Annotated in this window: 21 protein-coding genes; 12 read left to right on the forward strand and 9 right to left on the reverse strand. The window is 71.4% G+C overall.

The genetic code is table 11. The annotated features are described in order from the left end of the window. Positions 1-2: 2 nt before the first annotated feature. Both KOI35_RS16895 and KOI35_RS16900 read left to right on the forward strand, forming a co-directional pair. On the forward strand, positions 3-401 hold the full coding sequence (locus tag KOI35_RS16895) for a VOC family protein (protein WP_215788410.1): 399 nt from the start codon (positions 3-5) through the stop codon (positions 399-401). Between the two features lie 67 nt (positions 402-468). After that, entirely contained in the window at positions 469-1,248 is a 780-nt protein-coding gene (locus KOI35_RS16900) for a MarR family winged helix-turn-helix transcriptional regulator (RefSeq protein WP_246613246.1), read from the forward strand. A 9-nt stretch (positions 1,249-1,257) separates the two neighbouring features. Here the strand turns inward: KOI35_RS16900 and KOI35_RS16905 are convergent, their stop codons facing one another. Both KOI35_RS16905 and KOI35_RS16910 read right to left on the reverse strand, forming a co-directional pair. Next, positions 1,258-2,694, reverse strand: a complete 1,437-nt coding sequence (locus KOI35_RS16905) for a glycoside hydrolase family 76 protein (RefSeq protein ID WP_215788411.1) — start codon at positions 2,692-2,694, stop codon at positions 1,258-1,260. 178 nt (positions 2,695-2,872) lie between these two features. Continuing rightward, positions 2,873-4,192 (reverse strand): hypothetical protein, encoded by a 1,320-nt coding sequence (locus KOI35_RS16910; protein WP_215788412.1) that lies wholly within the window; start codon positions 4,190-4,192, stop codon positions 2,873-2,875. Between the two features lie 40 nt (positions 4,193-4,232). On the opposite strand from KOI35_RS16910, the gene KOI35_RS16915 reads away from it, so the two are divergent. The 5 genes from KOI35_RS16915 (at position 4,233) to KOI35_RS16935 (ending at position 7,278) form a co-directional block, all read left to right on the forward strand. Then, positions 4,233-4,520, forward strand: coding sequence for a DUF1905 domain-containing protein (locus tag KOI35_RS16915; protein ID WP_215788413.1), 288 nt, complete (start codon positions 4,233-4,235; stop codon positions 4,518-4,520). Between the two features lie 66 nt (positions 4,521-4,586). Next, positions 4,587-5,438, forward strand: a complete 852-nt coding sequence (locus KOI35_RS16920; RefSeq protein WP_215788414.1) for an alpha/beta fold hydrolase — start codon at positions 4,587-4,589, stop codon at positions 5,436-5,438. Then, positions 5,425-5,763 (forward strand): cupin domain-containing protein, encoded by a 339-nt coding sequence (locus KOI35_RS47420; protein WP_215788415.1) that lies wholly within the window; start codon positions 5,425-5,427, stop codon positions 5,761-5,763. Before KOI35_RS16920 ends, KOI35_RS47420 begins: the two co-directional genes overlap by 14 nt. Before the next feature lie 2 nt (positions 5,764-5,765). Further along, positions 5,766-6,587: a helix-turn-helix domain-containing protein gene (locus KOI35_RS16930; RefSeq protein ID WP_215788416.1), complete on the forward strand. Its 822-nt coding sequence runs from the start codon at positions 5,766-5,768 to the stop codon at positions 6,585-6,587. 43 nt (positions 6,588-6,630) lie between these two features. Further along, on the forward strand, positions 6,631-7,278 hold the full coding sequence (locus tag KOI35_RS16935) for a dihydrofolate reductase family protein (protein WP_215788417.1): 648 nt from the start codon (positions 6,631-6,633) through the stop codon (positions 7,276-7,278). Here the strand turns inward: KOI35_RS16935 and KOI35_RS16940 are convergent. The 5 genes from KOI35_RS16940 to KOI35_RS16960 form a co-directional block, all read right to left on the reverse strand. Next, positions 7,221-8,051 carry an alpha/beta fold hydrolase gene (locus tag KOI35_RS16940; RefSeq protein ID WP_308121038.1) on the reverse strand — a complete coding sequence of 277 codons (831 nt, stop codon included), beginning with the start codon at positions 8,049-8,051 and terminating at the stop codon, positions 7,221-7,223. The genes KOI35_RS16935 and KOI35_RS16940 overlap by 58 nt on opposite strands. Further along, positions 8,048-8,905 (reverse strand): SDR family NAD(P)-dependent oxidoreductase, encoded by an 858-nt coding sequence (locus tag KOI35_RS16945; protein WP_215788418.1) that lies wholly within the window; start codon positions 8,903-8,905, stop codon positions 8,048-8,050. The genes KOI35_RS16940 and KOI35_RS16945 overlap by 4 nt, the downstream gene beginning before the upstream one ends. Beyond that, positions 8,902-10,326, reverse strand: coding sequence for a flavin-containing monooxygenase (locus tag KOI35_RS16950; protein WP_308121039.1), 1,425 nt, complete (start codon positions 10,324-10,326; stop codon positions 8,902-8,904). Before KOI35_RS16950 ends, KOI35_RS16945 begins: the two co-directional genes overlap by 4 nt. A 17-nt stretch (positions 10,327-10,343) precedes the next feature. Beyond that, positions 10,344-10,661, reverse strand: coding sequence for a DUF4873 domain-containing protein (locus KOI35_RS16955; RefSeq protein WP_308121040.1), 318 nt, complete (start codon positions 10,659-10,661; stop codon positions 10,344-10,346). Between the two features lie 192 nt (positions 10,662-10,853). Further along, positions 10,854-11,531 carry a TetR/AcrR family transcriptional regulator gene (locus KOI35_RS16960; protein ID WP_215788420.1) on the reverse strand — a complete coding sequence of 226 codons (678 nt, stop codon included), beginning with the start codon at positions 11,529-11,531 and terminating at the stop codon, positions 10,854-10,856. A 53-nt stretch (positions 11,532-11,584) separates the two neighbouring features. Between KOI35_RS16960 and KOI35_RS16965 the strand changes: the two genes are divergently transcribed. Further along, complete coding sequence (locus KOI35_RS16965) at positions 11,585-12,463, forward strand: AurF N-oxygenase family protein (RefSeq protein ID WP_215788421.1); 879 nt, start codon at positions 11,585-11,587, stop codon at positions 12,461-12,463. Here the strand turns inward: KOI35_RS16965 and KOI35_RS16970 are convergent. Then, positions 12,460-13,566 carry an alpha/beta hydrolase-fold protein gene (locus KOI35_RS16970; RefSeq protein ID WP_215788422.1) on the reverse strand — a complete coding sequence of 369 codons (1,107 nt, stop codon included), beginning with the start codon at positions 13,564-13,566 and terminating at the stop codon, positions 12,460-12,462. The two genes, KOI35_RS16965 and KOI35_RS16970, sit on opposite strands and share 4 nt — an antisense overlap. Before the next feature lie 51 nt (positions 13,567-13,617). Continuing rightward, on the reverse strand, positions 13,618-14,109 hold the full coding sequence (locus KOI35_RS16975; protein ID WP_215788423.1) for a GyrI-like domain-containing protein: 492 nt from the start codon (positions 14,107-14,109) through the stop codon (positions 13,618-13,620). Positions 14,110-14,318: 209 nt separating this feature from the next. Between KOI35_RS16975 and KOI35_RS16980 the strand changes: the two genes are divergently transcribed. The 4 genes from KOI35_RS16980 to KOI35_RS16995 all read left to right on the forward strand — a co-directional run bounded on the left by KOI35_RS16980 (position 14,319) and on the right by KOI35_RS16995 (position 16,503). Then, positions 14,319-14,504, forward strand: a complete 186-nt coding sequence (locus KOI35_RS16980; protein ID WP_215788424.1) for a hypothetical protein — start codon at positions 14,319-14,321, stop codon at positions 14,502-14,504. Then, the gene (locus KOI35_RS16985; RefSeq protein ID WP_215788425.1) at positions 14,504-14,692 is read left to right on the forward strand and encodes a hypothetical protein; all 189 of its coding nucleotides are present in this window, start codon (positions 14,504-14,506) and stop codon (positions 14,690-14,692) included. The genes KOI35_RS16980 and KOI35_RS16985 overlap by 1 nt, the downstream gene beginning before the upstream one ends. Positions 14,693-14,770: 78 nt before the next feature. Continuing rightward, positions 14,771-15,880 (forward strand): uroporphyrinogen-III synthase, encoded by a 1,110-nt coding sequence (locus KOI35_RS16990; RefSeq protein ID WP_215788426.1) that lies wholly within the window; start codon positions 14,771-14,773, stop codon positions 15,878-15,880. Next, positions 15,868-16,503: a sirohydrochlorin chelatase gene (locus KOI35_RS16995; RefSeq protein ID WP_215788427.1), complete on the forward strand. Its 636-nt coding sequence runs from the start codon at positions 15,868-15,870 to the stop codon at positions 16,501-16,503. Before KOI35_RS16990 ends, KOI35_RS16995 begins: the two co-directional genes overlap by 13 nt. The last annotated feature ends 60 nt before the right edge of the window (positions 16,504-16,563 follow it).

The raw sequence follows: 16,563 nt of genomic DNA on the forward strand, positions 1-16,563 counted from the left end.
CGATGACCACCTACCCGACCATCCTGCAGCCGGTGCTGGACACTCCCGACGTCCGCGGCCTGGCCGAGTTCTACCGCCGGATGTTCGGGCTGGTCTACCGCCCCGGCGACACCGACCTCGCCGATCCGGACTGGTTGGTGCTGCTGCGTCCCGACGGTGGCCGGGCGCTGGCCTTTCAACTGGCGGCGGGTCTGCCCGCGGCCACCTGGCCCGGCGGCCCGGTGCCGCAGCAGATGCACCTCGACACGACCGTGCCGTCCGCCGCCGAGCTGGATGTGCAGCACGAGCGGGCCCTGGGCCTCGGGGCGTCGCTCCTGTACGACCGCAGCGACGACCCCGATGAGCCGCTGCGTGTCTATGCCGACCCGGCCGGTCATCCGTTCTGCATCTTCGTCGCTTAGTTCTGCCCTCGAGATCGGTCTGACCCGCATGACTGCCTCCGCACACGCACCGGCCACGATCCACCGCATGTTCGAGCTCGTCGAGCCGATCGCCACCGTCTCGTTCTCCGACACGGCGACCAGGGCGTTCCTCGAACTCGGCATGCGCAACTACTGGGACGGCTACTTCGCGGGCCGGGCCGCACCCCTGGGGATGGCCCCGGCCGAGGTGGTGCACGCGGTCTTCTACAACTTCGCCGACGGCGAGGTGGCCCGCCACATCCCGTGGGTGTGGGGCAAGGTCACCCCGGCCGAGGCCATCGCCGTACGGGAAAGGGGTAGCGCCGCCGCCCTGCGCGAGCGGATCGGCGACCCGCCCGGTCTGGCGCGACTGGCCGACTTGGCCACCCGGGCCGCGCTCAGTGCGCCCACCGTGGGCCGTCCCCTGTACGCCGGGTTGCGGGCCCTCGCCGTGCCCGCCGACTCGGTGGCCCGGCTCTGGCACGCGGCGACCCTGCTGCGCGAACACCGCGGCGACAGCCACAACGCCCTGCTGGTGGCCCACGGCATCGGCGGCACCGAGGCCCACGTGCTGCTGGCGCTGACGATGGGCGAGACGGCTGAGGAGTTCGGCCGCACCCACCACCTGCCACCGGCCCAGTTGGCCGCGGTCGTCGACGGACTGCGCGCCCGCGGCCTGGTCGACGCGGCCGGCAGGTTCACCGACTCGGGGCGCGCTTTCCGGCAGCAGATCGAGGACCGGACCGACGAGCTGGCCGCCGCTCCCTACGACGCGCTGACCGCGGACGAGCTGGACGAGCTGATCGCCGGCCTCGAACCGATCGCCGCCGCCGGTTTCCGGCCCTGACGCCGGGTCTCACGGGGCGGCGTTCAGCAGGTCGAGCGCGCTGTGCTGGCAGCTGTGGTTGGTGCTGCGGAACGGTCCGGCCCAGTGTGATCCGTACGCGTCGATGCTGTTGCGGTCGTTGGCGTACGCGCTGTCGGCATTGCGGCGCAGGTAGGTGTCGTAGGCGCCGCCGGTCGCGCTGTTGAGCACGCCCAGCCCGCGGATCGCCGCGCCCTTGAACGAGACGCCGTCGCCTGAGCACGCGTCCGGCTCATTCGGTTCGCGCATGATTCCGCCCGGCGACAGGTAGGAGCTGCCGGTCAGCGCGTCACCGATGCGCCGGGCGGTGGCCAGCGCGTTCGCGTCGCCGGTGAGCTTGTTCAGCTGCACCAGTGCGTTGATCAGGACGCCCTGGTTGTAGGTCCAGGTCACGTCCCCGTTGTTGCGACACGTCGTCATGTTGATGCCGTCGTTGACCAGGTTGCCGCTGTTGAGCATGCCGGTCGACTGGAACCAGGCCCAGCCCGCCTGGGCCCGCTGGCGATAGACGGTGTCACCGGCGATGCGCTGGCTGAGGGCGGCGTTGAGCTGGATGTACAGGCTGTTGGGGATGGCGTTCTTGTTCGCGCGGTCGGTCTTCCAGTAGACCCCGCCGCCGCAGCGCGTGTCCCAGTAGCTGAACATCCAGTCGGCGTCGGCCCGGGCGGTGTTCAGGTAGCGGCTGTCGCCGGTGATGTCGTACGCGGCCACCCAGGCCAGGCCCCACCAGCCGGTGTCGTCGAGGAACTCGTTGCGGAACTGGCCCTGCCGCGAGTTCACATTCTTGTCGTACGTGGACGCGAGCGCGTACTGATAGCTGCGCATCCCGCTGCGCTTGATGTTGTCGGCGATCGCGGTGAGCGCGTTGGCACCGGTCCACCAGCCGTTCGAGTCGAACAGGCCGGTCCCGCGGTCGAAGCGCATCATCAGCGCGGTCGCGGCGGCGGTGCGCCGGTCCCAGGCGTTCCAGTTGCTGCGCGCCCACGCCGTGCACACGATCTCGGGCCGGTCGCCCGCCTTGCCGCACGCCCGCAACGCGCCGACTCCGTTGGCACCCCAGTCGTCGACATTGAATTGTCCCGTACGCCATCCGGTCGAACCCGCCGGGACCGCCGTGGCCCCCAGGCGGCTGTTGCCGTCCCAGCTCCGGCCGCCGTCGAACGAGCGGTCCAGCCACACCTCGTCGCCGCCCTGCCCGCCGGTGACCGAGCCCCAGGTCATCGCGTCGGTGTCGTTGACGTGCAGCTGGAACGTGCGCCCGTAGAGCGTGGCCGAGACCGGCACCCGGTCGGCCGGGGCGAGGCCGGGATCGCGGCCGTCGCAGTAGCGGTTACAGACGGTCGCCGCCAGCGCCGCCGTCGTGGTCTGTACCTGTACAAGCGCTGTCGAGGCCAGAACCACCACGACAGCCAGTCGCCGGATCGTCATAGTGTTAACAAACAGTTTCTATCGAACTTAGTCAATGTTCTGTGCCCTTTCGGGCAGCCGCCGCACGGCGGTCGCCGCGCCGCGGCACCTTTTCCCGTACGCGACCTCGCGCCGGCCACCGGCCAGCCGAACCGTCCGGTGGCCGGCAGGTAGTTGCTCACGCCGTCGGGCGCGGCGTTCACCACGTAGCGCGCATCTCGTCCGGCTCGGGCTGGCGATCGAACACCACGGCCGCCCACATCGGGCCCTTGGCGCGGTCGTAGCTGAGGGTCATCACGCGGTCCGGGTTGTCGGTGAGGCCGCCGGTGGCCCGGACCGTGTGGTCGTAGACCCGGGCCCGGGGCACGCCGCCACCGGCCGCCGACCACAGTGGATCGGTGTTCAGCGCCTTGAGCCCGCTGATCGCCTGGACCCGCAGGTAGTACGGCCCCTGATCGGTGGGGTTGCCCGGTTCGATCGGCACCGGCACGGCCCAGCTCCCGGCCGGGTAGCGCTCCGAAGCGGGTCCGCCGGGGAACGGCTTCACGGCCGCCGAGTTCGTCCGCTTGAGCAACGGCGATCGTGGCGGCCGGCCGGTTCTTGAACCACGAACAGTGCGCGTGGACGCACTCGGGGCAGCCCGCGGTGGCGGCGCCGTGGTCGTGATCGAGCCAGGCCGGGCCGCACGCTGGGAAGGCCCACCTCCGGGCGGCCCGCCTGATGCCATCTCTCCCAGGCGACTGTCCCGCCGTCCCGGATCGCCTCGGTCTCGTCGGCCGGGAGGAGACGGCGGTCGTCGACGCCCCTGCTCCCGGTGTTGGTCGCATCCCGCACCACGTTCGCCGCACCCGGCGGCCGACGCGCCGTCGAGGTCGAAGGCGAACCGCTGCATGACGTTGACGGTGATCGGTGAGCGGTCGGCCGGGCCTTCCGGCGGCGTCCCGCCCGACACCGCGGCCCAGGTCGTCGTCGGCCAGAACCGGCGGCGGACGGCGGTGCCGGTCGGCTCGCACCTGCGGTCGAGTTCGGTGTCGAACTCGTACGACTGCCCGAGGGAGAACGACGCGGCCTGCCGGTCACCGGGCGCGGCGACCTCGACCCGGTAGGTGGCCGACACGCCCGGCCTGCTGCCCTCGGCAGTGCACTTGGCCTGCCCGATGAGCGTGTGCGTGTGCACCGGTCCGGGCTTGCCCTTCTCGTCGTTCACGGTGAGCTTGAAGTACGGCACGCTGATCTGCTGGGCCACCAGCCGTGGACCGAACCGCAGGTTGCGCGGCACCAGCCCGCCGCCGTCGGTCACCGCGGCCCGGTAGTCCCAGTCGTCGGTCGCACGGGCGCCGGTCCGGCCGCACACCGGCTGCTCGGACCCGAGGGCGGCCGGCCTGAATCCGGCGTTCGTGTCGTCGTGGCGGCAGGCCACCACGACCGCGGCGGTCAGCGTCAGGGTGAACAGCTGCGGAGCGTGACCGCATCGATACGCCGATGGTGGGGCGCCGGTCGGACCGGGCGTTCGCGACATACCGCCACCGGTCTGGATAGGACGTCCTATGGTGTGGCGCATGGAATTGGAGTTCGCGGGGGAGATCTGGTTCTGGCGCGGACCGGCGCCGTGGCATTTCGTCACCGTGCCGGAGGCGCAGTGTGCCGAACTCGAGGCGGCGTCGTCGCTGGTCAGCTACGGGTGGGGGATGATTCCGGTGAGTGCCCGGATCGGGCGTACGGGATGGACGACCTCGCTGTGGCCCAAGGACGGGCGCTACATCGTGCCGGTGAAGACCGACGTTCGCCGCAAGGAGAGCCTCGACATCGGCGACACGGTGACGGTCCGGCTCACGGTCGGGGCCTAGGGAATGCGTCGGGAAAAGTCATCTCCCGGGAACCCGTCGGCGCCCCTGGACCAGTAGGGTCGCCGGGTGCCTGATCGCCGTGACATCGCCGGACTGACGTGCGCGGAGTGGAACTCCGGCGCCGGCGGGCCCACCGTGCTCGCCCTGCACGGGCTGACCAACACGTCCGAGGTGTGGCGGGCGCTGGCCGAAGCGGTGCCGGACGTGCGGGTGATCGCGCCCGACCTGCCCGGCCGGGGTGGCTCGCTCGGCACCCAGGCCGCGCCGGGGCTGGCCGGCCACGCCGCCGAGGTCGTACGGGTGGCCGACGAGTGCGGGCTCGACGACATCGTGCTGGTCGGGCATTCGATGGGCGGCTACCTGGCGCCGCTGGTGGCTGGGAAGCTGGCTGACCGCGTACGGAAAATTGTCCTGCTCGACGGTGGTGTGCCGGTCGAACCCGGCCTGCGGACGCGGCGGATGGCGGTGCGGCTGCTGTGGACGCTGTGGACCCGGCCCCTCGGGCGCCGCTTTCCCGACGTGGCGACGTTCGTCGACCAGGTCGAGGGCCGCGCGATCGCCGGGCGGCCCGACCTGCGCCCCCGCCTCGAACAGTGGGGTGCCTACCTGCTCGACCCGGCCGGCCGCCCCCGGGTCAGGCTGCCCCGCCTGGTCGACGACGCGGTCGACACCCTGGCCGGCCGGCCCACGTTGCCGCTGCTCGAGCCGCTGGACGTGCCGGTCCACGCGATCCTGGCCGACCACGACGGCGACGACTCGGCGCGGCCCTTCATCAACGACCGGGGGCTGGCCCTGGGCCGGGCGCAGCTGCCCCGACTGACGGTCGAGCGCATCCCGGACAACCACGTGACGATGCTGTTCGCGCCGGCCGTCGTCGAGGCCGTGAGTGCGGGACGGGGGAACGGTGGAGATCGTTGAGTTCGGGGCGGGGACGGCGCGGGCGATCGAGGCGTACGGGAGCTCGGGTCTGACCGCCAAGGCGGTCGTCCGGGGCGAGTCGCTCGCCGTGACTGTGCTGCGGGTGGCGGCGGGCGGTGAGATCGGCCGGCATCCGGCCCCGGTCGAGCAGCTCATGCTGGTCACCGCGGGTGCCGGTGAGGTGCGCAGCGGCGATGACGAGTGGCGGGCGGTCGAGTCCGGTCACGGGGTGTACTGGCGGGCGGGGGAGGAGCACACCACGCGGGCGGCCGGTGCGGGGCTGACGCTGGTGGTGCTCGAGATGCCCGGGCTCGAACCGGTCTGAGCATGGAATACGTGTCCCGCCGGCCGCGGCCGCCGCTGGGCGGGCTGATCGACGACCTCTACTACCTGGAGGGCGCGGCGCCGTACGCCCGGCTGATGCTGCCGCCGATGCCGGCCGCGTTGCTCATCGTCAATCTGGGGGCGCCGTTCCGCATTCGGGGAGCCGAGTTCGCCGACGGCTGTGTGATCGGCACGCCCAGCCGGATGTTGGAGTTCGGCTATCCGGCCCGGACCCGGTCGGTCGGTGTGCACGTGAAGCCATGGGGGCTGGCGCCGTTCCTGCCGATGCCCGCGGCCGAGCTGTGCGACCGGCCGTTGACCCTGGAGCAGGTGTGGGGGCGGGCCGTCGTGGCTTCCCTGGGGGAGCGACTGGCCGCGGCGCCCGGCCCGGACGAGATGCTGACGGTGCTCGAGGACGAACTGCTGCGGCGGCTGGGACGGACGGCGGGGCTGGGGCTGGTCCGGCACACGAGCAGTGTCCTGGCGGCGACCGGCGGGACGGCGGCGATCGGCGATCTGACCACGGCCGCGGGAGTCAGCAGCACGCATCTGGCCCGTCGGTTTCGTGAGCTCGTCGGCGTCACGCCGAAGCGGCTGGCCCGCACCTACCGCTTCACCGCGACCGTGTTCGCGATCGACCCGGCCGGGCCGGTCGACTGGGGTGCGGTCGCGGCCGACGCCGGCTACTTCGACCAGGCCCACTTCGGGCACGAGTTCCGGGCCTTCACCGGGCTCACGCCGACCCGCTATCTCGAGGTGCGACGGCGGTTCCGGCGCGAGCATCCCGGCCACGCGCTGGACGGCTGGCCGATTCCGGTCGATTGAATTCTTACAAGAGCGGCCGGCCGTGGGCCGCTACCTTGTGGCCATGGGCAAAGTGGTCATGTACAGCTCGGTGTCGGTGGACGGCTTCATCGCCGGCGACAGCGACCAGCCGGGACCGCTGTTCGACTGGCTGACCAGCGGTGACGTCCCGCTGGAGGAGAGCGACGAGAGCGACGAGAGCGACGACGGCGGCGTGGTGAGGGTTTCGCAGACGTCGTACGACTACGTCCGGCCGTACTGGGACGCGATCGGGGTGACGATCTGCGGGCGCCACGTGTTCGACCTGACCGACGGCTGGGGCGGGATTCCGCCGAGCGGGATCGACCACGTGGTCGTGGTGACGCACCGGCCGGCGCCCGACGGCTGGGATCCGGCGGCGCCGTTCCACTTCGTCGACGGGGTCGAGGCCGCCGTGGCCACCGCGCAGAAGCTCGCCGGTGACCGCATCGTCGAGGTCGCCGCCGGTGACGTCGGGGGTCAGGTGCTGGCCGCGGGCCTGGTCGACGAGGTGCGGATGGATGTCGTCCCGGTCGTTCTCGGGTCGGGGAAGCGTTTCTTCGGGGCGGTCGACACGACGCACCTGCTCGACGATCCGCACGTCGTGATCCAGGGCAACCGGGTGCTCCACCTGAGTTACCGGGTCAGCAGCGGCCGGACGAGCGCGGCGAATTCGTCCGGGCGTTCCAGTTGAGGCATGTGACCGGTGTCGGGGAAGAGGTGCGTTTCCGCGTACGGGAAAATGGTCTTCGCCGTGGCCAGATGTGTCGACGGCAGGATCTGGTCGCGGTCGCCCCACACGATCAGGGTGGGCTTGGGATGGCTGGTCACGCGGGGTAGCAGGTCGTCGCGCCATGCGGGGGCGATGCCGCGGAAGCCGCCGAGCGCGCGGGCGATCTCGAGGTAGACGGGAATGAAGTCGGGCTGCCGGCCGATCTTCACGGCCATCGCGACGCGTTCGGCGGTGACGTTGGCGCGGTCGTGGAAGATCGAGCGCTCGACGCGGCGGGCGGTGCGCGGGTCGAGGCGTCGCAGGAGCGACCGGCCGAGGAACGGGACCGCGAGGACGCGGAGCGCGAAGGTGACCTCCGGGCCGAAGCCGGCGCTGTTGGCCAGCGTCAGCGTGGTGACCCGGTCGGGGGAGTCGGCCGTCATGCGCATGGCGACGGCCCCGCCGAGCGAGTTGCCCATCAGGTGGATCGGGGCGGTGAAGCCGAGCGTGTCGAGCGTGGCCCAGACCGCAGCGGCCAGGCCGTCCAGGGTGGTGGGTGCGGGCAGGCGGGGCGACAGGCCGAAACCGGGGAGGTCGAGCGTGAGCATCCGGTGGTCGGTGCCGAGGCGGGGGCGCTGGGGTTCCCAGTCCTCCAGGCTGCGGCCGATGCCGTGCAGCATCACGATCGTCTCTGCGTCCGCGGGGCCGCTGAGCTCGTAGCGGACCCGCCTTCCGTCGACCTCGGTCCAGCTCACTGTTTCACCTCGGCCGGTGGCCGGGCGCGGCTGGAGACGAGCGCGGTGACCGCCTGCAGGATGCGCGTGTGGCCGACCGGGGCCATCCGGGCCAGGAAGTCCGGGAACTTGGCGCTCGACGCGATCAGCAGCCGGGCCTTGCGACGGGTGACGGCGGTGAGGATCAGCTCGGCCGCCTTCTCGGGCGGGAACGTCAGCAGCGACTCGAACGAGCGCATCTGCGGCTCGATGTCGGCCGCGCGGACGCCGCTGCCGATCAGGGCGCTCGTGGCGATCCGGGTGCGGATGCCGCCGGGGTGGACGGTCGTGACACCGATGTCGTTCTCGGCCAGTTCGGCGTGCAGCACCTGGCTCAGCCCGCGCAGGGCGAACTTCGAGGCCGAGTAGGCGCTCTGCCCGTACGGGGCGATCAGGCCGAACAGGCTCGACACGTTGACGATGTGGCTGCCCGGGGCCGCCTTGAGTGCGGGCAGCAGCGCGTGGGTCAGCAGCATCGGGGCGCGGAAGTTCACGTTCATCACGGTCTCGAACTCGTCCACCGTGACCTGGTCGAACCGGCCGCCCAGGGCGATCCCGGCGTTGTTGAGCAGCAGGCCGACGGCGGGGTGGTCGGCCAGCACCCGCTGCGCGACACCGGTGACATCTTCTTTGGAGCTCAGGTCGGCCGTCAGCGGGGTGACGTCGACGGCCGGATGCTCTTTCCGGATCCGGTCGACGACCCTGTCCAGCGGGGACACGTCGACCAGCACCAGGTGGCTGCCGCGCCGGGCCAGCCCGTACGCGAGCCGCTCGCCGATGCCACTCGCGGCGCCGGTCAGCACGGCGGTGCGTCCGGCGAAGTTGTAGGGGGTCATGAGGCGATCCCTTCGAAAGTCATGTCACGGGTGACATCGGCCCGGGGCGTCGTGATCACGTCCCGCAGGTAGTTCTGCCGCACGATCCAGGGTGCCCGGTCGCCCTGCTGCGGGAACAGGTCGAGCGCCCGCTGCACATAACCCGACGACAGGTCGAGCAGCGGGCGGCCGGTGCCGGCGGGCGATTTCGGCGTGGCCACCGCGTAGCCGTGTCGGTCCATGTGGCGGAGCAGGCGGCACACGTACCGGTGGGAAAGATCGGCCCGCAAGGTCCACGACGCGTTCGTGTACCCGATGCAGTAGGCCAGATTCGGCACCCCGCTCAGCATCAGCCCGCGGTAGGCGGCCCGCTCGCCGATCCGGACCGGCTCGCCGTCGACCGAAACCGCCACGCCGCCGATCGGGATCAGCCGCAGCCCGGTAGCAGTCACGACGATGTCCGCCTCGAGCACCGCACCGCTGCGCAGCCGGATCCCCTCCGGCACGAACGACTCGATCCGGTCGGTGACCACCGAGGCCCGCCCGGCCCGGATCTCCTCGTACAGGTCACCGCCCGGAATCACACACAGCCGCTGGTCCCACGGGTCGTAGGCGGGCTTGAAATGCTCGTCCACGTACGCCTCGTCGCCGAGCCCGCGCACGGCCATGGTCCGGAGCAGTTTCCGGACGCGTTCCGGCCGCCGCCGGGCGAGTTGATAGAACCCCTGGCTGAGCAGGATGTTCTTGGCCCGCGACAGAGTGTTGGCGGCCCGGGCGGGGAGCACCCGGCGCAGCCCCGCGGCGATCACGTCACGCGCCGGGAGAGCGGTCAGATAGGTCGGCGACCGCTGCAGCATGGTCACGTGGGCGGCGTCCGGCGCCATGGCCGGCACCAGCGTCACGGCGGTCGCGCCGCTGCCGATGACGACGACATTCTTTCCCGCGTACGCGAGATCGGCCGGCCAGAACTGCGGGTGCACGAGTCGTCCGGTGAAGGTCTCCTCGCCTCCGAAGCCGGGTTGATAGCCCTCGTCGTACGAGTAGTAGCCCGCACACGCGTACAGAAAGCCGCTGGTCATCGCGGTGCCGTCGGCGAGCCCCACGGTCCACCGCTCGTCCCGCGACGACCAGTCGGCCGTGACCACCCTGGCCCCGAACCGGATGTGCGGCGTGATGCCCCCGTCGTCGGCGGTGTCCTGAATGTATTGCCGGATCTTCTCACCCGACGCGAGCGAGGCGGTGTCGGTCCACGGCCGGAACGGATAGCTCAGCGTGAACATGTCGGAGTCCGACCGGACCCCCGGATAGCGGAACAGATCCCAGGTGCCGCCGATGGCAGCGCGTGCTTCGAGCACGGCATACGTCTTGCCGGGGAACGCCTGCTGGAGCCGCCAGGCCGCACCGATTCCACTGAGTCCCGCCCCGATGATGAGCACATCCACGTGCGTCTCGTCGGCGTTCACCGGGGCGTGGCCGTTTCCGCGAGGGGGAACCACGGTGGTGTGCCCGTTCCGGACAACCGTACGCCGCCCCACGGATCGGGCTCGCTGAGGCGGACGTCGGCGGCGGCCCGCTCGGCGATCGTCAGCGAAGCCGCACGCGTTCCGCCGGTCACCAGCTCGCTCAGCACCGGATCGGGCGACGTGCGGCCGGCCCACCGGAACCGGCCCTCGATCGGCTCGAAACGCGCCCACATGCGAACCTCGACGGCGTGCCGGTCGTCCCCGATCACCAGGACCGCCGCCCCGCGATACTCCTCGTCGCCGATGTCGTCCACGCTGCCTCCTTCACACAGGGTCCCGCTTGGCATCGATGGGTTTGCCTTGGGGCGTGACCACTCACGCACGTCGCCGCGGCGCGATGAGCGTTCTGGACGCGCCAGCGGCCAGCTCATCGTGTCGTGGTCCCCGCGGGAGCGACGGTCTGCACCCACCACCCCGCCGGGACAAAAAGCTCTTGATCTGACCATCTACGTCCCTTCGGAACGGAACGCCGCCAGCCCACCGGGAATATCGGCCGCGATCTGGATGCCCGCCACGCCGCCCCACAGGAACGTCGTCAGGTAATCGCCCAGCGCCTCCCGGCTGATCGGCTGCTGCTGCCGCAGCCACCAGTCGCCGACGGCCTGCACGTAACCCACCACCCCGTACGCCCACGGCAGCGCGGCCCCCGAGTCGAGCCCCCGCGCCCGCAGCCGGTCGCCGAAGATCCGGGCCAGGCCGCTGGCGACGGTGTCGACGACGTCGGCGACCACGTCGCGGCCCCGGGTGACGTCGGGCTGGTGGACGACGAACTGGTACAGGTTGGTGTCGGCGGCGATGTGGGCCAGGTAGGCGTCGATGGCGGCCCCGATCGCGGCGCGTTCCTCGCGGACGGCGGCCACGGCGGGAACGATCGCGTCGAGCACCAGGGTGCCGGATCGCTGCCCGACGGCCAGCCACAACTCGGACTTGTCGGCGAAGTAGCGGTAGAGCACCGGCTTGCTGACCCCGGCGTGCGCGGCGATGGCGTCCATGCCCACGTCGGGGCCGTGCCGGCGGATGGCCTCGATGGCGGCGTCGGTGAGTTCGGCCCGGCGCTGTTCGCGGTGACCGGCCCAGCGTCCGCGCCGCCCATCGGTATTGACCGCTGTCTCGCCGTTTTGCATAGTACTAGAAGTAACTGTTACCGCCGGTAACGTCAAGCCTCGGGAGGGCACTCGTGTCTGATGGCGACCGCACCGCGACCCGCCTCCTGCAGTCCTCGGCCTCGCATTCCTACGATCCGGCGATCGAGATCGACTGGGATGCCGCACTTTCGGCGGGCAAGTATTTCGTGCCGCCGCACCGCTCGTCCCTCTACGGCACGACGATCTGGGACGGGCTCAGCGAGGAGCAGCGGATCACCCTGACCCGGCACGAGGCGGCCAGCATCGCCGGGCTGGGCATCTGGTTCGAGACGATCCTCATGCAGCTTCTGATCCGCTCCTACTACGGGCAGGACCCGACGACGGCCCACGCCCAGTACGGGCTGACCGAGGTCGCCGACGAGTGCCGGCACTCGGTGATGTTCGGCAAGATGATCGAGAAGCTGGGCACGCCGGTCTATCGGCCCGACGGCGTCAACGCGGCCCTGGGCAAGTGGATCGGCGCGACCGCGACCGGGCCGCGGATGTTCGCCGCGATCCTGATCTGCGAGGAGATCCTGGACACGCTGCAGCGCGAGGCGATGGCCTCCGAGCAGGTCGAGCCGCTGGTCCGGATGGTGTCGCGGATCCACGTGGTCGAGGAGGCGCGGCACGTCCGGTACGCCCGCGAGGAACTGGCCCGGCAGGTACGCGCGGCCGGCCCGCGCCGGTTGATGCTCGACAAACTGGTGATCGGGCGGGCCGCCTACCTGTGCGGGACCCGGCTGATCCATCCGGCCGTGTACAAGTCGATCGGCGTACGCCCGTCCGACGGGTGGCGCGCGGCCCGGGCCAACCCGCACTTCCGCGAGACGATCCGGTGGGCCGGGGAGCGGGTGGTGGCGTACCTGGGCGAACTCGATCTGATCGACGGCCCGGGCAAGCCGTTGTGGAAGCGGTCGGGCCTGCTCTAGGCGTTCAGGGCGATCAGCGCCCCGGGGAAGTCGTAGCGCCAGTTCACATAGTCGTGCCCGCCCGGATATTCGACGTAGGCCGGTTCGCAGCCGCGCGAGCGCAGGGCTGCGCGCATCTCGCGGACCGAGTCGAGCTGCGACGGCGCGCCACCCGGCCCGGGCATCGTCTCCATGCGGCCCACGTCGAGGAACCAGCCGACCTCCGGGGTGGCGTGGACGGCGGCGTCGCGGATCACCTGACCCGGGGTGCCGTCGCCGGGTTCGGGCCACCAGAAGCTGCCGGACTGGGCGATCACCCCGCGGAACAGGTCGGGCCGCCGCAGACCGAGGTGGGCCGCGACCAGGCCACCGCGCGACGACCCGGCGACAAGATGACGGCCTTTCCAGCGTGTGACCAGGTCACCGATGAGCCGCTCGACGTCCGGTCCGGGTGTCAGGTCGCGCAGGCGGTTCTCCTCCCGGCCGCGGACGAAGAGCGCGGCACAGGGCGGGATCCGCCGCTCGGCGATCAGATTGTCGAGCACGGTCGGGATCCGCATCAGCGTCTGCCCGAGGTAACCGTCGAGAACAACCAGCAGATCTTCACTTCTTTCCCCGTACGGGGTATAGACCGTCACCTGGCCTTCCTTCGTCAGACGCCCGGCCGGCACTCCGGGGCGCGGCACGGTCCACGGCGAGCGCGGCGCACCCGGCAGCCGCAACTCGGACGCCCAGCTGCTCTCATCGGTCGGATCGTCCGGGTCGGCCTCGAAGTGCACGGTCAGCGGGTTGTCCCGGTCGAGCTGGGCCGGGCCGTGGTCGTCCGGGGTGGCGGGCAGATCCTCCGTGTCGTCCAGCACCAGGCCGTAGATCGTGCGCAGATCGGACGGGAACACCTCGGACCCGTGCCAGATGTCGGTCCCCGGGATGCGGGTCAGCGGCACGTCGATGTTCCACCAGGCCCGCACACGATTCGCCTGGCCCCGCCACAGAAAGGTGACCAGCGTCCGGCCGTCGTCCCAGGGCTCGATCAGCGGGGTGCCGGCCGCGGTCAGCTCCGCCCACAGCCGGTCGGCGTCGCCGCGGGCAGACGCGAGAAGGCCGTCGACGCGAGGACTACGCATGACGGCCACCCTCCCACACTTTCCGGGTCCGGTCCGCTGTGGACGGCTGATTCAACGTTCGAGGCGGATGCCGATCTCGATCTGCCAGCGCGTCTTCATGCGCTCGGTTCGCGGATCGGTCAGATACATCTCGTAACGCGCCCCGAACCGGTCGCCCGCCGGATTCTCGTCGACGTCCATCCGGCGGTCTCCGGCGCGGATCCAGTTCAGCAGCTCGCCGCTGCCCCGCCGCGTGTTTCCGATGAACCGCAGAGTCGCGTAGTCGCCGGCCGGCAGGACGCCCGCGGTCACTCGCCCGTCGCCGTCCAGCGGCTTGTCCAGCAGGACGCCGACCTCGATCTCCATGTCGCTCTCCATGGCGACCACGTGCAGGCGCAGGAAGGTCTCGCCATGGGAAATACCGCGGTCGTCGAGCCAGGCGTACAGCTCCTTCATCAGCTGGTCGCGCACCGCGAACATGCCCCGGAAACCGGTGACCAGCCGGATGCCGGCCGTGTGCCGCTCAGGGTGGCGGACCACCGAGGGGCCGTCGAGGATATTCACGCGGGCATATTAACAATCCACGAATGGTCACCACTCCATCGCGGAGCGTGATTCTGTGACTTGCAATATTGCCTGGTTGTCGACTTGACCTGGGACTTTAGGAAAACGGGGTCGGCGAATCGGCCGGTGGGAAAAGAGGGGCCGGCGTGTGAGATTGGTTCGCGGTGTCGGCGCTCGAACGCGCGGCAGAAGCGTTCGAGGAGGACGGCATGGACAGCGCGGACTTCGCCCTGCGGGCGTACGACGAAGGCCGCGCCGACGGTGTCGCCGGGCGCAAGGACCTCGCGCGGACCGGCGACGCCGACTACCGGGTGGGTCTCAACGACGGGCAGCTGGCCGCGTTCGAGGCCGAGCTGATCGCCGCGATCCGCAAGGCGATGGACGACAAGCGCTGATGGATGACGAGATCCTCGCGTACGACACCGGGCGGGCCGACGGCATAGCGGGCCGGCGCGATCACCTGCGGGCCGGGCACCCGGCCACCGGCGCCGACTACCGGATGGGCTTCCTGGACGGCCGGATCGAGGTGTTCCACCTGCTGGCCGCCGTCCGCCGGATCGTGGACGAGCACGACGGCCGCTAGCCGGAAGTGACGTCGGCTTATCGGCCCGGAAACACGACGACGACCTCGCCGAAACCCGCCGTGGGAACCCTGACCGGCATGACCGAGGGTGTGCTGACGGGTTTCACCGTCGCCGTGACCGCCGAGCGGCGCCGCGACGAGATGGCCGCGCTGCTCGCCCGCCGGGGAGCCCGGGTGGTCACCGCGTCGGCGATCACGATCGTCCCGCTCGCCGACGACGACGCCCTGCACGCCGCCACCTCGGCCTGCATCGGCCTGGCACCCGACCTGGTCGTGGCCACCACCGGGTTCGGCTTCCGGGGCTGGCTGGAGGCGGCCGAGGGCTGGGGCCAGGGCGACGAGCTGCGCGCGGTTCTGGGCCGGGCCCGCATCATCGCCCGCGGGCCCAAGCCGTGCGGGGCGATCCGGGCCGCCGGGCTCACCGAGGAGTGGGCCGCCCCGACCGAGTCGTCCGACGAGATCCTCGAGCGGCTGCTGGCCGAGGGCATCGCCGGCCTGCGCGTCGTGGTGCAGGAGCACGGCGAGCCGCAGGCCGAGTTCGTGGCCGCCCTGCGCGGTGCGGGCGCGGCGGTGGTCGAGGTGCCGGTCTACCGGTGGGTACTTCCCCACGATCTTTCCCCCGTACGCCGTCTGGCCGACCAGATCGTCTCCGGTCAGATCGACGCGGTGACGTTCACCAGCGCCCCGGCCGCGAAGGCGTTCCTGAGCGTGGCCGGCACGGCCCAGCCCGGCGTGCTCGACCGGCTCGCCTCGGGGCAGGTCCTGGCCGCCTGCGTCGGTCCGGTCACCGCGGGCCCGCTGACCGGTCGCGGGATCCCGGTCGTGATGCCCGAGCGCTACCGGCTGGGCGCGCTGATCCGGACGGTGACCGACGAGTTGCCCCGCCGGGCGGTACGGCTGCGGGTGGCCGGCACGACCCTCGAGTTGCGCGGCCACGCCGTCCTGATCGACGGCGTCGCGCATTCCCTGGCCCCGGCGGCGATGGCCATCCTGGCCTCCCTCGCGGTCCGGCCCGGTGTGGTCGTCAGCAAGGACCAGCTGATCGCCGCCCTGCCCCGGGGCAACGACGGCCACGCGGTCGACGTGGCCGTGGCCCGGCTGCGCACCGCCCTCGGTTCCAGCCGGCACATCGAGACCGTCATCAAGCGGGGTTACCGGCTTCGACTGGACGACGAATGCCCACGCTGATCGCCGTCGCCCACGGCACCCGCAGCCCGGCCGGTCAGGCGCAGATCCGCGACCTGGTCGCCCGGGTCGCGGCCCGCGGCATCGACGTCCGCCTCGGTTACGTCGACGTGCAACAGCCGAGGGTCGCCGACGTCGTCCGGGCCGTTCCCGACGCTGTCGTGGTCCCGCTGCTGTTGTCGGCCGGCCACCACGTCCGCGTCGATATCGCCGACGCTGTCGCCGGCACCGGCATCCCGGTCACCGCGCCTCTCGGCCCCGACGACGTGCTGCTGGAGAGCCTGATCCGGCACCTCCCGCCGGACGCCGACGCCGTGGTGCTGGCCGCCGCCGGCTCGTCCGACCCGCTGTGGCGGGCCGACGTGGAGTCGCTGGCCGTCCGGCTGGGAGCGAGCGTGGGCTATGTCTCCGGGCCCGGCCCGCGGGTGGCCGACGTCGCGGCCGATCGGCGGCGGCAGGGCGCGCGGAGCGTCGCGATCGCGGCCTACCTGCTGGCCGACGGCCTGTTCTATCGCAGCCTGCGTAAGGCGGGCGCCGACCACGTGACCCCGCCGCTGTGCCTCGATCCGGCCGTCACCGATCTGGTCGCGCGGCGCTTTCTCACAACGGCCTCCGCTCGTTTGTAGGAATTTCCGTACGCCGATGCAACGGCGACGGCGACGTCGCAAAACAATCGCCGCCAAGCA

Source organism: Paractinoplanes bogorensis (assembly GCF_018829635.1).
Lineage (GTDB): Bacteria > Actinomycetota > Actinomycetes > Mycobacteriales > Micromonosporaceae > Actinoplanes > Actinoplanes bogorensis.